Genomic DNA, 16,644 nt, shown 5'->3' with positions numbered 1-16,644 from the left:
ATAGCTGGGTCATCAGGCCCGGCCCCACCACCGAATTCTCGGAGTACCGTTCATGAAGCGCACCTTTCAGCCCAGCCGCCTGAAGCGGGCTCGTACCCATGGTTTCCGTGCCCGTAGCGCCACCCGTAATGGCCGCAAGGTTCTGAGCGCGCGTCGCGCCAAGGGCCGCGTCCGCCTGATCCCCTGAGCACCCCAGCGCGAGCTGGCGGCCCCGGAGAGGGATTCGGACGCGAACGACGCCTGACCCAGTCGAGTCAGTTCAAGCGCGTCTTCGCCGACGCGAGCCGAGCCGGTCGTCAAGGCTTCGTAGTGCTCTATCGGCCTAATGGTCTCGACCAGCCGCGTCTCGGTCTGGCCATCGCCAAGAAATGCGCCCGGCGCGCGGTCGATCGCAATCGACTCAAGCGGATTGCGCGCGAGAGTTTCCGGCGATCCTGCCAGCAGCTTCCGGGAGTCGATATCGTGGTGCTCTGTGCCCAGGGTGCGCCCCGTGAGCCGAACCAGCGGCTGTTCGACGTCCTGGAGCGGGCCTGGGCGCACATCGGGAAATCATCATGCGTCGAATCTTGATCGGGCTGATCCGGGTCTACCAATACCTGATCAGCCCGCTGCTCGGTCCGCGTTGTCGCTTCTATCCCACCTGCTCCCACTATGCCGTGGAGGCCATCGAGGTCCACGGCGTCGCGCGCGGGAGCTATCTGGCCCTGCGCCGCGTGTTGCGTTGTCACCCCTGGCATCCAGGCGGTATCGATCCCGTCCCTGAAAAAAGGCAGACCACGATTCATGGATAACCAGCGCTTGTTCCTCTTCCTTGCACTGGCTGCGGTGCTGTTTCTGATCTACGAGTCTTGGATGCAGGACTATGGCCGTCCCGCCCAACTCCCGGTCGCACAGGAACAGGCCCAGGGCGCTCCTGGCGTTCCGGTGCCTTCCGCCAATGAGATCCCGACCGTTTCGACCACGCCCGGCGCCGTGCCGGACGGCGCGACCCTGTCGGCGGCACTCGACGAGACGCCGATCCGGGTCGAGACCGACGTGCTGCGTCTCGAGATCTCGCCGCGCGGCGCAACCATCGCCAGCGCCTGGCTGCTCGACTATGCCGTCGTCCCCGAGCGTCCGGACGACAAGTTCCAGCTCCTCAAGCCCGTGCCGCCGAACATGTTCGTCGTCCAGTCGGGACTGCTGGGCGAGAAGCCGGATCTCTTGCCGACGCACGAGGCCATCTTCACCAGCGCCCAGAGTCAGTATGCGCTGCAACCCGGCACCGATCGGCTCGATGTGACGCTCGAATGGACCAATGACGCCGGTGTTCGGGTCAAGAAGATCTATACCTTCACGCGTGGCAGCTATCTGATCGAATCGCGTCAGGTGGTCGAGAATCAGACCGGCGCGCCCCTGGTCGCGCGCGCCTACAACCAGCTCCAGCGCACCGAGCTGTACGATCCCAACGAGACCCGCTTCATCAGCACCTTCACCGGCGGCGTCTATTACAGCCCCGAAGAAAAGTACAAGAAGGTCTCGCTGGAGGATATCGCCAAGGGCAAGCTCGACCTGACCGTGACAGATGGCTGGATCGCCATGATGCAGCATTACTTCCTCGCGGCCTGGGTTCCGCCGCGTGCCGTGGCCGAGACGTTCTACACCAATGCGCTGAACGGCTCGCGCTACATCATCGGCAAGTACTCGCCGCCGGTCAGCATCGCATCCGGTGCCACGCATGCATTCGAGAATCAGCTCTTCGTCGGCCCCAAACTCCTGAGCACACTGGAGGACATCGCCCCTGGGCTGGAGCTGGCCGTCGATTATGGCTGGCTGACCGTCATCGCCAAGCCGATCTACTGGATGCTGAGCTGGATCCATGCCGTGGTGGGCAACTGGGGCTGGGCGATCATCGTGCTGACCATCCTGATCAAGCTCGCCTTCTACAAGCTCTCCGAGACCAGCTATCGCTCGATGGCGCACATGCGTCAGATCACGCCCCGGCTCCAGGCGCTCAAGGATCGCTATGGTGACGACAAGCAGCGTCTGAATCAGGCGATGATGGAGCTGTATAAGACCGAGAAGATCAATCCGCTCGGCGGCTGTCTGCCGATCCTGGTGCAGATTCCGGTGTTCATCGCGCTCTACTGGGTGCTGCTGGAGAGCGTGGAGATGCGTCAGGCGCCCTTCGTGCTCTGGCTCAACAATCTTTCCGCACCTGATCCGTACTTCATCCTGCCGCTGATCATGGGCGTGTCCATGTTCGTGCAGCAGAAGCTCAATCCCGCGCCGCCGGACCCGCTCCAGGCCAAGATCATGATGAGCCTGCCGTTCGTGTTCACCGTGTTCTTCGCCTTCTTCCCGTCGGGTCTGGTGCTCTACTGGACGGTCAACAACCTGCTCTCGATCGCGCAGCAGTGGAAGATCACGCGCGACCTGGAGCTGGAGACCGCCAAGCGTCGTCGCTGAGACGCGGCGCGCCGCTGAGATGACGACGACCGGCGAGACCATCGCCGCCATCGCCACGCCGCCCGGGATGGGCGGTGTGGGTATCGTGCGGATCAGCGGGCCGCGCACGCGTTCCATTGCCGAAGGCATCCTCGGGCGTGTTCCCGAACCGCGTCGCGCGGCCTTTGGCACCTTTCGCGAGGCCGACGGCACGTTCATCGATGAAGGGCTGGCGCTCTATTTCCAGGCGCCGCGCTCTTTCACCGGCGAGGATGTGCTTGAACTCCAGGGGCATGGCGGCCCCATCGTCATGGATCTGCTGCTGCGCCGCTGTCTGGAGCTGGGCGCGCGGCTGGCGCGTCCGGGCGAGTTCAGCGAACGCGCCTTTCTCAATGGCAAGCTCGACCTGGTCCAGGCTGAAGCGGTCGCCGATCTCATCGAGAGTTCGACCGCACTCGCCGTGAGGCTAGCCGGGCGCAGTCTGCAAGGCGTCTTCTCGCAACGGATCAACACACTCGTCGAGCGTCTGATCCAGGTACGGCTGCATGTCGAGGCCACGCTCGACTTCCCCGACGAGGAGATCGATCTGGCAGACGAGCCGACTGTCGCCATTGATCTCGCCGCGATCCTGGAAGCCGTCGACCGACTCCTGGCCGATGCCCATCAGGGGCAGATCATCCGCGAGGGTCTGGCGGTCGTCATCGCCGGCGCCCCCAATGTCGGCAAGTCGAGCCTGCTCAATGCGCTCTGCGGCTCGGACGCCGCTATCGTCACCGACATCCCAGGCACCACGCGCGATCTGCTCAAGTTCGACATCCAGGTCGATGGACTGCCGATCCGGATCGTCGATACCGCCGGTCTGCGCCACACGCATGACCCGGTCGAGCAGGAAGGGGTGCGCCGCGCCCAGACGGCCTTGAGTGAGGCCGATCTGGTGCTGTGGGTCTATGCCGCCAACGGTGAACCAGACGAGTCGATCCGCTCCACCTTCCCCGCCGGCTGTCCCATCACCCGTATCCGCAACAAGATCGATCTGCCCGGAGAAGCGGCAGGTCTCGTCGAGAGGGACGGCGAAGTCGAGATAGCGCTTTCGGTGGCGAGCGGCGAAGGTCTCGATCTGCTCAAGGCGCATCTCAAATCACGCGCTGGTCTGAGCGCCCATCCCGAGGGCGCTTTCATCGCACGACGCCGCCATCTCGATGCGCTGGAACGCGCGCGCGGTGCCCTGCGAGCGGCGGCGACCAACCTGGAGCGGAGACTCGGCGCCGAGCTGGTCGCCGAAGAACTGCATCTGGCCCAACGCGCACTGGGCGAGATCACCGGCGAGTTCACCTCCGACGATCTACTGGGACGGATCTTCTCCAGTTTTTGCATTGGAAAATAACCCCGGCTTCCGCCGAGCTTCGATCTGACGATAGACGCCTAACGCCACGAGCAGATTGGCGATCGACAGCAGGCTTTCGCTCAGACCATGCAGGACGTCAGCATGCGACAGACTCGGCAGGCCCCACTCGACCATGGCGATTCGAGTCGTGAAGATGGTGACGGCGACAAAGACCAGCAAGAACCAGAAGCCACCGATCGTCAGCGGTGAGAACAGCACGCGATCGGTGCGATAGACCCAGAGTAAACCCAGCAGAAACGACAGATAGGCCACATTGGCGGCGCGCAACACAGCCGCGCTGTGTTCACCGAGCAGTGGCCAGTGTGTCCATACAGCCCAAACCAACCCCAGCGGCACGATCAGCCAGACCCAGGATCGCCAACGCCCCAGCATCGGCACCATCGCCAGGGTCGCCGCCAACAGCAGCAGACTCCCGCCAAAGCTCGTCAGCCGCGAGACATCCAGCAGTCCATGCATCGTGTCGCCTCTGAGATGAAACCCCAGAATCAGCAGCCCCGACATCAGATGCGGCCCCATGCAGACAGCGAACACCTGAAGCTCGCGACGCTGGATCAGCCCTCCATACCGCCATAACAGCCCCATCGCCACAGCCCATTCGGTGACGGTGAACAGGTGGATCGCCCAGGTCGGCCAGGAGAGCAGCATGGTGATGAGTCCAGAGGATGGTTTCGCGCCCTTTATAGCGCATGAGCAATGGATAGGCGACGAGGTCTGGACGGGTTGAGCGCTACCGGCGACATCCGTTCGCGGTATCATCTGGCCTCTTGCCAAGGCCAGGTCCGGGAGGCCAGCCCGCAAAGCCGATGAATACCCCAACCGTCGAGAAGATGCCATCCGGCGAGCCATCCCGTCAACCACGGGATGCCCGTCACCATATCGCCGACATTTTGCTGGACAGCGGTCTCATCACGGCAGAGCAGCTGACCTATGCGCGCCGCGTGCATGGCAAGCTTCGCAACGCCCATTCGCTGACCAAGGTGCTGCAGGAACTGGGCTACCTGGACACCCGGCAGCTCAGTCAGGCGCTGCGTGAACATCGTCAGGTCGTGCCGCTGGGACATCTGTTGGTCGAACTGGGTTATATCCGGCCCCTGGAGCTGCGCGCCGCCCTCTCGGCCCAGAAAGAACCCGACTTCCAGGGCAAGCGACTGGGCGAGATCCTGCTCGAAAAACGCCTGATCCAGGAATATCAGCTCATCGAGGTCCTGGCCGATCAACTCGGGTTCCTCCACGAGGAACCCAGTTTCGCCACGATCGAGCGCGAACTCCTGTTCCAGGTCAATCCCAACTGGTGCCGGCGTTTTCAGGCCGTCCCCATTCGCCGCGACGACGAAGGCACCATCGTCGCCTTTCTCAATCCACTCGACACCGCCGCCCGGCAGGCCGCAGAAGGAACCTTCGGCACGGTAGTCGCGGCGATCAGCACCCGACGCGCCATTGAGGAGGCCATCAAGAACTACGAGGAAGGTCGTCAGAACGTCGCTCAAGGAGCGGCAGAGATCGACGAAGCCAGCGCGGCGAGTATCATCGATGGCCTGATCGTCGATGCCCTGACGCTCGGTGCCAGCGACATTCATATCGAACCGATGCGCCAGCAGGTCCGTGTGCGTATGCGCCAGGACGGCATCCTCATGCTGCGCAAGGAGTTCGACCTCGCCATGGCACCCGCCATCAGCAGTCGGCTCAAGGTTCTGTGCCAGGCCGACATCACCGAGAAGCGGCGCCATCAAGGCGGCGGCTTTCGCTTCGTGGATGCACAAACGGGTCTGAAAACCGATGTGCGCGCCTCCTTCTATGCCACCATCTTCGGCGAAAAGATCGTGCTGCGCCTGCTCAGCCGCAAGGCCGAGCTGCTCGATATCAAGGAGGTCGGCCTCTCGCCGCGCGTACTCGAACGTTTCATCGAGGATGCCCTGGAGATCCCGAGCGGGGTCATCCTGATCACCGGCCCCACGGGGTCCGGCAAGACCACGACACTCTACGGCTGCATCAACTATCTCAACGATATGGAGCGCAGCATCACCACCGCCGAAGATCCGGTCGAGTACATCATCGACGGTATCGCTCAGTGCAATCTCAACCCCAAGATCAACCTCACGTTCGAGGAAACCCTGCGCCACATGGTCCGCCAGGACCCGGACATCATCGTCCTCGGCGAGATCCGCGACCAGCACTCGGCCGAATCGGCCATCCAGGCGGCCCTGACCGGTCACAAGGTTCTGACGACCTTCCATACGGAAGACAGCATTGGCGGCTTGCTGCGGTTGATGAACATGCAGATCGAGACCTTTCTGATCTCCTCGACCGTGGTGTCCGTGCTGGCCCAGCGTCTGTTGCGCCAGGTCTGCACACAGTGCGCCGAACCCTCTCGCCCGACCGCCCATGATCTGCACCGGCTCGGCTGCACTCAGACCGACCTGGTCGGTGCCGGATTCCGCCAGGGACGTGGCTGCCCGGCCTGTCACTATACGGGGTATTCGGGACGGATCGGTGTCTTCGAGCTGCTGGTGTTGAACGAGATGGTCAAGGATGCGATCTTGAACAAGCGCACCTCCGCCGAGATCCGGCGGGTGAGCATCGAGAGTTCGGGTCTCATCACGCTGCTGGAAGATGGCTTGAGCAAAGCGGCCCTGGGGATGACCAGTCTGCACGAGGTACTGCGTCATCTGCCTCGCCTGAGCCGTCCGCGTCCATTGCGGGATATCTGGCGTCTGGCCGGCGAGACACCGAAATCCTGAGTCCGGCCTCGTGAGCTGTTCGTCCAGCCCGACATCACACACGATTTGCGAGACATCCAGCGTGCCTGCCCAATCCATCGACAGCCCTGCACCCAGCCAATACAAATCGATCAAAGAGTTGATCGAGGAACAGTTCGTCTCGGGCGGTCTCAAGTTGCCGGTCTTCAATCCGGTCGCACTCGAATTGCGCAAGACGTTGCAGACCGAAAGCACGATGTCCATGAAAGACATCGCCGATCTGATCATGAAGGATCAGTCGCTCGCCAGCCACTTGCTGCGGCTGGCCAACTCGTCGTTCTACGGCGGTCTGAAACGGATCGATACCGTCAGCGCGGCGCTCGTGCGCCTGGGAATGGAGCGTGTGGTCAATCTGGCGATGGTGACATCACAACTGCTGGCCCATACCAGCAAGGTGGACTCGATCGCCCCCTACATGACGGCGCTCTGGAGCCGCGCCTTCGTCTGCGCCAACGGCGGGCGCTGGCTGGCCTGCGAGACCGGCTATGACGATCGTGCCGAGGAGGCGTTCCTGGCCGGCCTGCTGCACGATATCGGTGAGCTCTCGCTGCTCAAGATGCTCGAGAAGCTGAGCAAGGATCAAACCCTCACCCTGGCGCTCACCGACTCCCTGTTGAACGAGATCCTGGACACCCTGCACACTGATATCGGGTATCGGCTGATGGTCAAGTGGCAACTGCCGGAGGTCTATGCGCGGATCGCCCGTGATCATCATGCCGGTCGCTTCGACGAGAGCGATCCGCTGCTGATCATTATCCGCCTGATGGATATCCTCTGCCGCAAGCTCGGCGTGGGTCAGGCCGCAGATCCCGAGATCGAACTCGCGGCCACACCCGAGGCCCAGGTGCTGGGTCTCAAGGACATCAAGCTGGCCGAGCTGGAGGTCTTGATGGAGGACGTGATGACCGAGAGCAGCCTGCTGCTGTCGGCCTAGACGTCATGGCGCTCGCGCCGCCCACAGCCGCAAGCCGATCAGCACGGCGATGAAAAGCGCCGGCCCGCCGCCGATCCAGAGCCCGGCCGTGAGCGGATCGCGCTCGAAGGTCGCGGCCTGATAGAAGATGGTCGCGGTCAGGAAGGCGATACCCGTGGTCCAGAATCCGACGAAGGTCGCCCAGGCCGCCCCTGATTCGCGCACGATGGCCCCGATGGTGGCCACACAGGGGAAATAGAGCAGCACGAACAGCAGATAGGCAAACGCCCCGGCCTGACCGTCGAAGCGCTCGGCCATGGCACCGAAGGTGCCGGTCTGCACACCCTGCTCGGCGGCGGCCGTCTCGCGGTCGCTGGCTTCGCCGATGTCGAGTCCGAGCGGGTCGAGCAGACGCTCGCCGAGCCGGCCGAGATTCTCGCCGATCGAGCCGGCCGCCGCGCCCAGCGCGCGCCACAGATCGAAGGGTTCGGGTTCCTCGATCGGATGCGACTCGGCGGCCAGTCGCCCATAGAGCGAGTCGAGCGTGCCGACGATCACTTCCTTGGCCAGCACACCGGAGAAGATGCCGAGCACCGCCGGCCAGTTGTCCTCGCGAATCCCCATGGGCGCAAACAGCGGCGTAGCAGCCCGGCTGACCTCGGCCAGGATCGAATGCTCGCTGTCCGAGTTGCCCAGACGGCCGTCACTGCCGATGGTCGCCAGCAGGTTGAGCGCCAGCACCATGAGCACGATCACCCGGCCGGCCTCGCGCAGAAAGAGCTTCACCCGGTCCCAGGTGCGCAGCATCACGCCCTTGACGGTCGGCAGATGATAGGGCGGCAGTTCCATCAACAACCCTGAGCTGTCGCCCTTGAGCAGCGTATGCTTCATCGCCAGCCCCGAGAGGATGGCCACCGCAATCCCGGTCAGATAGAGCACGAACACCAGATTCTGCCCCGAGTGTGGAAAGAAAGCGGCGGCAAACAGCGCATAGACAGGCAGTCGCGCCCCGCAGGACATGAAGGGATTCATCAGGATGGTCAGCTTGCGCTCGCGCTCGCTCTCCAGGGTGCGCGTGGCCATCACAGCCGGCACGTTGCAGCCGAAACCCACGATCAGCGGCACGAATGCCTTGCCCGGCAGCCCGATCGAGCGCATGAAGCGATCCATGACGAAGGCCGCGCGCGCCATGTAGCCCGAATCCTCCAGGATCGAGAGCACGATATAGAGACTGGCGATGACGGGGATGAAGGTGCCGACCACCTGGAGACCGCCGCCGATGCCCGTAGCCAGCACCAGGGTCAGCCAGTCGGGCGCGCCGACACGGCCCAGCAGTTCACCGAGTCCGTCGACGAACAGCGCCTGCCCAAGCTGATCGAAGAAGTCGATGAAGGCCCCGCCGATGTTCATGGTGAACATGAACATCAGATAGATCATCAGCAGGAACAGCGGAATGCCGAACACCCGGCTGAGCACCACCTGATCGATGCGATCCGAGACCGTGCGCTCGACGCGCCGCTCCTCGCGCACCACGCGCCGGGCGAGTGCATGGGCATGACCGAAGCGGGTGTCGGCGATGTGCAGGTCGGCATCCTCGCCCGTGCGCTCAGCGATCTGCTGGCGCAGTGACTCGGCGAGTCCCAGGGTCTCGGGACCGACGGCGTGTTCGGCGATGGGGTCTGACTCCAGGAGCTTGAGCGCCAGCCAGCGCGCGTTGGCGTGCCCGGTGTCTGTGTCGCCGTCCCCCGCGCCCTCGAGCCGGGGCAGCAGCTCCAGCACCGCGGCCTCGACGCATTCGCCATGCGTGAGCGCCATACCGGCCGGCTCGCGCCCCTCGGCCACCGCCAGCAGTCGCGCCTGCAACTCGGTCAGACCCTCTTTGCTGACCGCCACCAGCGGCACGACCGGACAGCCGAGCGCCTCGCTCAGCGCCCCGGTGTCGATCTGGATGCCGCGCTTGCGCGCGATGTCCATCATGTTGAGCGCGATCAGGACGGGCACGCCCATCTCCAGCAACTGCACGGTCAGATAGAGATGACGCTCCAGATTGCTGGCATCGAGCACGTTGACGATGAGATCGGCCTCGCGCCCGAGCAGATAGTCGCGCGTGACCATCTCGTCGAGCGAGCTGGCGTCGAGCGAGTAGATCCCGGGCAGGTCGATCACCCGCACCTTGCGTCCATCGAGTTCCAGTGAGCCTTCCTTGCGCTCGACCGTCACGCCCGGCCAGTTGCCCGTGGTCTGGCGGATACCGGTCAGGGCGTTGAAGAGGGCCGACTTGCCGCAGTTGGGGTTTCCGGCCAGGGCGAACGTCAACGGCGGACGTAGCCTGACGACGCTGGAGGCGGTGTCGCGATCGGTTCCGTTCATGCCGCCTCGTCTCCCGATCGCTCTTGCATTGCGAACGCGGCCTGATCGCTCTCGGGTATCACCCAGAGTTTCTCGGCGATCCCGGTACCGATGGCGATCCGCAGTTCACCGCTGGCGAGCACCAGTCCCTTGCCGCGCCGCTGGACGATACACAGCGGACTGCCCTGACGCAGCCCCAGCGCCAGCAGGCGGCGCGTGAGCTGGCGCCCACCCAGGATCTCGGCGAGTCGCGCCGGGGTGTCGTCTGGAAGATCGGTGAGACGGAGCGGATCTGAGGTCTGGGACATGGGTCGGTACGGCTCGGAACGATCGGGCGCGGCGTTGAATGAGACCAAAGCATAACCCGAACCCAATGGATCGCGCAGGCCCGGCGAACCGAGTACCGAGCGTGTTGGTGAAATTCTTTGCATCAGGCGCGTCTTTACGGTTCAAATCATCGCCCCCCTGAACCCACCTTCGACGCGCTTCCCATGCCAAACGCCCTCACCCAACATTTCGGACTGCGAACCGCGATCCTGCTCGTGATCGCCACCATGATCGGTACCGGGGTGTTCACGACCACGGGCTTTCTGATGCGTGATCTGGGGTCGCAGCCGGCGGTGCTGATGGCCTGGCTGCTCGGCGGGCTGGCGGCGGCCTGCGGCTCGCTGGCCTATGCCGAGCTGGTTGCGGCCCTGCCGCACAATGGCGGGGAATATCGGCTGCTCGGGCGCATCTATCATCCGGCCCTGGGTTTCATCGCCGGGTTCGTGTCGCTGGTGGTGGGCTTTGCCGCGCCGATCGCCGCGAGCGCGATCGCGTTCGGCGAATATCTCAATATGGCGCTCGGCTCCGATCGCCTTCCGCCGGTCGTCTCCGGACTGGTACTGGTGGTCGGCGCCTCGATCCTGCACTCGGTCCGGCTCTCGGCCGGCAGCCGTGTCCAGGATCTGTTCACATGGCTCAAGCTGCTGCTGATCCTGCTGTTCATCCTGGGCGGCCTGTTCGCCATCCGGCCCGAACGGCTCGCCGGGCAGGATGCCCCGCCCATGCTGGAGGCCGTGCTGTCGCCGGCCTTTGCCGTCGGCCTGATCTATATCTCCTATGCCTACACCGGCTGGAACGCGGCGGCCTATGTCGCGGGCGAGGTGCGCGATCCGGGACGCCGGCTACCGATCGCGCTGATGCTGGGGACGCTGACGGTCACACTGCTCTATCTGGGCCTGAATGCGGTCTTTCTCGGCGCGGCGCCGCCCGATGAACTGGCGGCGGCCAATGAGCGGGTCGGCCATGTGGCCGCTAGCCATATCTTCGGTGAGTCGGGCGGACGTCTGCTGAGCGGGCTGATCGCCCTGGGGCTGGTCTCGACCGTGGGCGCCCTGGTCATGACCGGACCACGCATCTACGAAGCCATGGGGCGCGACTATCGGGCCATGGCCTGGCTCGCGCGTCGTGTCGATGGCGGGGGGCCGTCGATCGCGATCTGGCTCCAGTCGGGGCTGGCGATCCTGATGCTGGTCACGGCGAGTTTCGAGACCCTGATCAGCTATGCCGGCTTCACGCTCTCGGTGTTCGCCGCACTCACGGTCGCGGGCGTCTTCGTGCTGCGGGCGCGCGAGCCGGATCTGATCCGCCCCTATCGGACCTGGGGCCATCCCTTCACGACCCTGGGTTTCCTGGCGCTCATGGGCTGGATGGTGCTGCACGCCATCCATGAGCGCCCGCTCGTGGTCGCCGTCGGCGCCGCGACCGTCGGAGCCGGCTGGCTGGCCTATCGTCTGGCGCGGCGCTCGAACCTCACTTGATCGGGATCGTCATACCGTCCTGACCATGGCGCTTGAGCAGCGCACGCACCTGCTCGGCCTCCGAACGGCTGGCATAGCCGCCGGTTCGCACCCGATAGGCCGTCTTGCCATTCTGGAGGGTAGCCGTCTGGATGCTGGTCGACAGGCCGATCTGAGCGAGGCGTTCCCTGAGCCGTTCGGCGTCCGCCGGACGGCTGAAGGAGGCGACCTGCACCACATAGGTTCCACGGCCCGGCTCGTTCGGGGGCGGAAGCGGGTCTGACGCCAAAGGCTCGGAAGCCGGAGCCGGTTCGGACGGGGGAGCGGACTCGATGTCGGCACGCGGAGGTTCCGTCTGCGGCTGTGGGCGTGGCGCCGGCGGCGGTAGCGGCGGCCCTTTGCTGATGTCGACTTCGGCTTCGCTCAGGATCTTCTCGTAGGTGAAGGTCGGCTTGGGCACGGACTGACCGGCCCGCGCCACACCGCCCGAATCCTCGGGCGATCCCTCCTTGGGCGCCAGCACCTGGGAGCCGACCACGCCCAGCGCCACGCCGCCGACCATCCAGCCGATACATGAACGACTGGGCTTGCGCCGGATAGGGGGCGTCGAGGGCGGGGAGGGCGGCGCGGGCTTGCCGCGATAATAGTCCTTGGCCATCTCACATAGTCTCCGGCGCCGAAACGCCGATCAGCCCCAGCCCGTTGCGCAGCACCTGGCGCGTGGCCAGGATCAGCTTGATCCGGGCATCGCGCAGTGCGCTGTCGTCGACCAGGAACGGATGGGCGTTGTAATAGGTGTGCAGATCATTGGCCAGCTCGCGCAGATAGTGCGTGATCTGGTGCGGCTCGGCCTTGAGCGCGGCCTGCTCGACGGTCTCGGGATAGCGGCCGAGGGTGCGCAGCAGCGCCTGCTCGTGGGCCTCGGTGAGGCGTTCCAGGTTGTGCGTGCCCGCACTCGGTTCGACCGCCAGTCCGCGTTCGGCCGCCTGACGCAGCACGGCACAGATGCGCGCATGGGCGTATTGCACATAGTAGACCGGGTTGTCGGAGGACTCGGACTTGGCCAGATCCAGGTCGAAGTCCATATGCTGCTCGCAGCGGCGCATGACATAGAAGAAGCGCGCCGCGTCGCGTCCGACTTCCTGGCGCAGCTCGCGCAGGGTGACGAACTCGCCGGAGCGGGTCGACATCTGCGCCTTCTCGCCGCCGCGATAGAGGATGGCGAACTGCACCAGCAGCACGTCGAGCTTGTCGGCGTCGTCCCCGAGCGCCTGGAGCGCGGCCTTGACGCGCGGGATGTAGCCGTGATGGTCGGCGCCCCAGATGTCGATCACCCGGTCGAAGCCGCGTTCGAGCTTGTCCATGTGATAGGCGATGTCGGAGGCGAAATAGGTGCTCTGACCGTTCTCGCGCACGACGACCCGATCCTTCTCGTCGCCGAAAGCGGTCGAGCGGAACCAGAGTGCGCCGTTCTGCTCGTAGACGTGCCCGGATTCGCGCAGCCGCTCGATGGCGCGGTTGACCGCGCCGCTCTCGGTCAGAGAGCGCTCCGAGTACCACTCCTGATAGGTCACGCCGAACTGCGCCAGATCCTCGCGGATGTCGTCAAGGATGGTGTTCAGACCCAGCTCGAAGACATAGCGATAGCGGTTGTCGCCCAAGAGCCGCTTAGCCGCCGCGATCAGACCGTCGATGTGAGCCTCCTTGTCGCCGGTTTGATCCTGCGGCTCGCCCTCGACCGGGGCGTCGGCGGGAAGCCCCGCGAACACCTGCTCGGCCTCGACCCGGTAGGCATCGCCATGCTCGCGGTGCAGTGTCGCGGCGATGTCCCACACATAGTCGCCCTTGTAGCCGTTGCTCGGGAACCGCAGTTCCTCACCGCACAGCTCCAGATAGCGCAGCCAGACCGAGGTGCCCAGGATGTCCATCTGGCGTCCGGCGTCGTTGACGTAGTACTCGCGGTGCACGTCGAAGCCGACCGCTTCGAGCAGATCGGCGACCACGGCGCCATAGGCCGCGCCGCGACCGTGGCCGACATGCAGAGGGCCGGTCGGATTGGCCGAGACAAACTCGACCTGCACCCGCTGACCGGCGCCGATATGGCTACGGCCATAGTCGGGACCGGCGTCGAGGATGCGCGGCACCAGGGTGCGATAGGCGTCCTCGGCGAGGAAGAAGTTGATGAATCCGGGACCGGCGATCTCCACCCGCGCCACCAGCGGCGAGGCCGGCAGGGCGTCGACCAGTTGCTGGGCCAGATCGCGCGGCTTGGCACGCGCGGGCTTGGCCAGCAGCATGGCCAGGTTGGAGGCGAAATCGCCGTGTGCGCTGTCCTTGGCGCGTTCGACCTGGATCTCGGGGCGCTCGGTGAGTGTGAGCCGGCCCTCGGCGATCAGGGTGTCGAGTGCGGCGGACAGGATGGCTTTGATGTCTGGCTTCATTGCGAATAAAGGCTCGACCGCTTCGCGCCGGGACGGGGACGCCTGAGGCCGGTTGTCGGCCACGAGCCGGTGCGTCGGGCAAAGCGATCTGCTGGAGTGAATGACATGATCGGCGGCTGGACCGGGGAAGCAACGGATGGGCTGATGCGAAGCGTCGCGGCGACGTCCAGCAACGATTCTCCCTTGGGTCCGATCCGAAGCGCTAAGCATACCTGAATCGGCGTCGCAAATGGTTTACAGCAGATCGCGCGGATCGACGTCGAGCGACCAGCGCAACCCTTTGCGTCTGGGCAGGGTGCGGACGTCGTTCACCCAGCGGGTGAGGAAGCGTTGCAGACGCGGACGCTCGGCACACTGGATCAGGAGTTGCGCGCGATGGCGTCCGGCGCGGCGTTCCATCGGCGCCGGGATCGGTCCCAGCAGCAGGATCGCGCCCGAGTCGCCGTCGAGCCGTTCGCCGAGTTCGCGCACCTGACGCAGAAAGGCCAGCGCGTCCTCGGGATCGGGCGCTTCGGCCCGTGCGAGCGCCAGATGACTGTAGGGCGGCAGCTCGGCCTCGGCGCGCTCGCGCAGCGCCGCCTCCGCGAAGCCCGAATAGCCCTCGCGCAGCAGCGATTGCAGCAACGGATGCTCGGGATGACGGGTCTGGAGCACCACCCGTCCCGGACGCTCGGCGCGTCCGGCGCGTCCGGCCACCTGCACGATGAGTTGAGCGGTGCGCTCGGCGGCACGGAAATCACTGGCATAGAGCGACTGGTCGAGTTCCAGGATGCCGACCAGGGTCACGCCCGGAAAGTCGTGTCCCTTGGCCAACATCTGGGTGCCGAGCAGGATCTGGGTCTCGCCGCTGTGAACGGCGTCCAGCACCCGCCCGAGTTCGCCCCGGCGGCGCGTGCTGTCGCGATCGAGCCGGGCGATCCGCGTCTCGGGGAAGAGTTCGACCAGTTCCTCTTCCAGCCGCTCGGTGCCGCGTCCGAGCATCCGCAGTTCCAGGCTCCGGCACTTGGGACACTGGCCCGGCTGGAGACAGGACCAGCCGCAATGATGACACCACAGCCGCCGCTCGCTCAGATGCAGGGTCAGACGCGCGTCGCAGTGCGGACACTCGCCGACCCAGCCGCAGGCATGACAGGTGAGCACGGGCGCATAGCCGCGCCGGTTGAGAAAGAGCAGGATCTGATTGCCCGCCGTCAGTTCGGCCAGCATGTGGTCGCGCAGTAGCGGCGAGAGTCCGGCGCGCAATGGCTGATTGCGGATGTCGAGGATCGAGATCGTCGGCGGTCGTGCCCCGCCGGCGCGCTCGGTCAGACGCAGCCAGCGGTAGCGTCCGAGCTGAGCGTTGCGCAGGGTCTCCAGCGAGGGCGTGGCCGAACCCAGCACCACCGGACAGCCGGCGAGCTGGGCGCGGCGCACCGCCAGATCGCGTCCTGAGTAGCGCAGTCCGTCCTGCTGCTTGAGCGAGTCGTCGTGCTCCTCGTCGACCACGATCAGTCCCAGACGCGGAATCGGCGCCAGTACGGCCGAGCGCGTGCCGAGGATGAGATTGGCTTCGCCGCGCGCCGCGCGCAGCCAGTTGCGCTCGCGCTCGCTGGCCTTGAGCGCCGAATGCAGCACGGCGATGGGGCCGGGCAGCCGGGTGCGGAAGCGTTCGCGCAACTGGGGCGTCAGGCCGATCTCGGGAACCACCACCAGCGCCTGTCGACCCTGGGCGATGACGGACTCGATCAGGCGAATGTAGACCTCGGTCTTGCCGCTGCCGGTCACGCCGTCGAGCAGAAAGGCGCCGAAGGCGCCGAAGGCGGCTTGCACCGCCGCGACGGCGGCCGCCTGCTCAGCATGGAGTTCGGGGCCGACGAGCGACGGCGTCTCGGCGACGGAATCGGCCGCACGCGCGAGCTGAATGTCAGTGATCAACCCTTTGGATCTGAGCGCCCGTATCGCGCTCTGATTATCGCCGAATCGTGTCGCCAGCTCGCCGAGCGTCAGTCCTTCGGGTTCGGAGCGCAGTGCATCGAGGAGTGCGCGCTGCTTGGGGGCGCGCGCGAGCGTCTCCAGATCCAGCGCCCGGCCGGACGCGGTCGCCTGGAGTCCGGGCGTCGTCTCCAGCGGCAGCGGCTCGGGATCGCGCAGACGCGCCGGAATCGCCGCAAACAGCGCCTCGCCGATCGGTTGCTGATAGTAGGCCGCCGCCCAGGCCAGCAGCTTCAGATCCGGCTCGTCGAGCAGCGGCTCGGGGTCCAGCACGCGCTCGACCCGCCTGAGCTTGTCGACCGGATGCGTGCTCCGATCGACGACCGCCATCAGGATTCCGACCCGGGAGCCGCGCCCGAACGGAACCAGCAGGCGCATCCCCGGACGCAGCCGAGCGAGCGGCGGATCGATCGGCGGCAGATAGTCGAAGGTGTCGGCCAGCGGCGCCTCGACTGCGATACGCAAGACGGCTTCAGCGGCCGTGTCTGGCTGTGGAGCGTTCACGATGGGCGTGGAACCGTCTGTTTCGGAGTTGTCGTGGCCAGGGTGTCATGGGGGCGACCGGACAGGCGTCGGCCACCCAACAGGATGAGAACCA

14 protein-coding genes are annotated in these 16,644 nt (G+C 65.4%); 8 read left to right on the top strand and 6 right to left on the bottom strand.

Translation table 11 applies throughout. The features are described 5' to 3' along the window. Positions 1-52 precede the first annotated feature (52 nt). The 5 genes from rpmH to mnmE are packed head-to-tail and all read left to right on the top strand — an operon-like array spanning position 53 to position 3,811. A complete protein-coding gene (gene rpmH / locus ALVIN_RS17300) occupies positions 53-187 on the top strand; it encodes a 50S ribosomal protein L34 (protein ID WP_012972289.1) in 135 nt (44 codons plus the stop codon). Further along, positions 184-570, top strand: a complete 387-nt coding sequence (gene rnpA, locus ALVIN_RS17295) for a ribonuclease P protein component (protein WP_012972288.1) — start codon at positions 184-186, stop codon at positions 568-570. Before rpmH ends, rnpA begins: the two co-directional genes overlap by 4 nt. Next, entirely contained in the window at positions 555-791 is a 237-nt protein-coding gene (gene yidD, locus ALVIN_RS15570; RefSeq protein ID WP_012972287.1) for a membrane protein insertion efficiency factor YidD, read from the top strand. Before rnpA ends, yidD begins: the two co-directional genes overlap by 16 nt. Continuing rightward, the gene (yidC, locus tag ALVIN_RS15565) at positions 784-2,448 is read left to right on the top strand and encodes a membrane protein insertase YidC (RefSeq protein ID WP_012972286.1); all 1,665 of its coding nucleotides are present in this window, start codon (positions 784-786) and stop codon (positions 2,446-2,448) included. The genes yidD and yidC overlap by 8 nt, the downstream gene beginning before the upstream one ends. Before the next feature lie 19 nt (positions 2,449-2,467). Next, positions 2,468-3,811: a tRNA uridine-5-carboxymethylaminomethyl(34) synthesis GTPase MnmE gene (mnmE, locus tag ALVIN_RS15560; protein WP_012972285.1), complete on the top strand. Its 1,344-nt coding sequence runs from the start codon at positions 2,468-2,470 to the stop codon at positions 3,809-3,811. Here mnmE and ALVIN_RS15555 read toward each other — a convergent pair. Beyond that, entirely contained in the window at positions 3,770-4,477 is a 708-nt protein-coding gene (locus ALVIN_RS15555) for a DUF2499 domain-containing protein (protein WP_012972284.1), read from the bottom strand. The two genes, mnmE and ALVIN_RS15555, sit on opposite strands and share 42 nt — an antisense overlap. 158 nt (positions 4,478-4,635) lie before the next feature. Here ALVIN_RS15555 and ALVIN_RS15550 point away from each other — a divergent pair, with 158 nt between their 5' ends. Together ALVIN_RS15550 and ALVIN_RS15545 are read left to right on the top strand one after the other, a co-directional pair. Then, positions 4,636-6,570 carry a GspE/PulE family protein gene (locus ALVIN_RS15550; protein ID WP_012972283.1) on the top strand — a complete coding sequence of 645 codons (1,935 nt, stop codon included), beginning with the start codon at positions 4,636-4,638 and terminating at the stop codon, positions 6,568-6,570. Between the two features lie 61 nt (positions 6,571-6,631). Continuing rightward, positions 6,632-7,522 (top strand): HDOD domain-containing protein, encoded by an 891-nt coding sequence (locus tag ALVIN_RS15545; protein WP_012972282.1) that lies wholly within the window; start codon positions 6,632-6,634, stop codon positions 7,520-7,522. 3 nt (positions 7,523-7,525) lie between these two features. Here ALVIN_RS15545 and feoB read toward each other — a convergent pair whose 3' ends face one another. Then, positions 7,526-9,871 (bottom strand): Fe(2+) transporter permease subunit FeoB, encoded by a 2,346-nt coding sequence (gene feoB, locus ALVIN_RS15540; RefSeq protein WP_012972281.1) that lies wholly within the window; start codon positions 9,869-9,871, stop codon positions 7,526-7,528. Further along, positions 9,868-10,158: a FeoA family protein gene (locus ALVIN_RS15535; protein ID WP_012972280.1), complete on the bottom strand. Its 291-nt coding sequence runs from the start codon at positions 10,156-10,158 to the stop codon at positions 9,868-9,870. The genes feoB and ALVIN_RS15535 overlap by 4 nt, the downstream gene beginning before the upstream one ends. A gap of 183 nt (positions 10,159-10,341) precedes the next feature. Here ALVIN_RS15535 and ALVIN_RS15530 point away from each other — a divergent pair, with 183 nt between their 5' ends. After that, positions 10,342-11,655, top strand: a complete 1,314-nt coding sequence (locus ALVIN_RS15530; protein WP_012972279.1) for an APC family permease — start codon at positions 10,342-10,344, stop codon at positions 11,653-11,655. Here the strand turns inward: ALVIN_RS15530 and ALVIN_RS15525 are convergent. The 3 genes from ALVIN_RS15525 to ALVIN_RS15515 form a co-directional block, all read right to left on the bottom strand. Further along, positions 11,648-12,292: an SPOR domain-containing protein gene (locus ALVIN_RS15525; protein ID WP_012972278.1), complete on the bottom strand. Its 645-nt coding sequence runs from the start codon at positions 12,290-12,292 to the stop codon at positions 11,648-11,650. The two genes, ALVIN_RS15530 and ALVIN_RS15525, sit on opposite strands and share 8 nt — an antisense overlap. Position 12,293: 1 nt before the next feature. Then, a complete protein-coding gene (gene argS, locus ALVIN_RS15520) occupies positions 12,294-14,075 on the bottom strand; it encodes an arginine--tRNA ligase (RefSeq protein ID WP_012972277.1) in 1,782 nt (593 codons plus the stop codon). Positions 14,076-14,309: 234 nt separating this feature from the next. Next, positions 14,310-16,550 carry a primosomal protein N' gene (locus ALVIN_RS15515; RefSeq protein ID WP_190275507.1) on the bottom strand — a complete coding sequence of 747 codons (2,241 nt, stop codon included), beginning with the start codon at positions 16,548-16,550 and terminating at the stop codon, positions 14,310-14,312. Positions 16,551-16,644 lie beyond the last annotated feature (94 nt).

It is taken from the genome of Allochromatium vinosum DSM 180 (genome assembly GCF_000025485.1).
GTDB classification, from domain to species: Bacteria; Pseudomonadota; Gammaproteobacteria; order Chromatiales; family Chromatiaceae; genus Thermochromatium; species Thermochromatium vinosum.
This window is presented reverse-complemented; position numbering and strand designations above follow the sequence as displayed.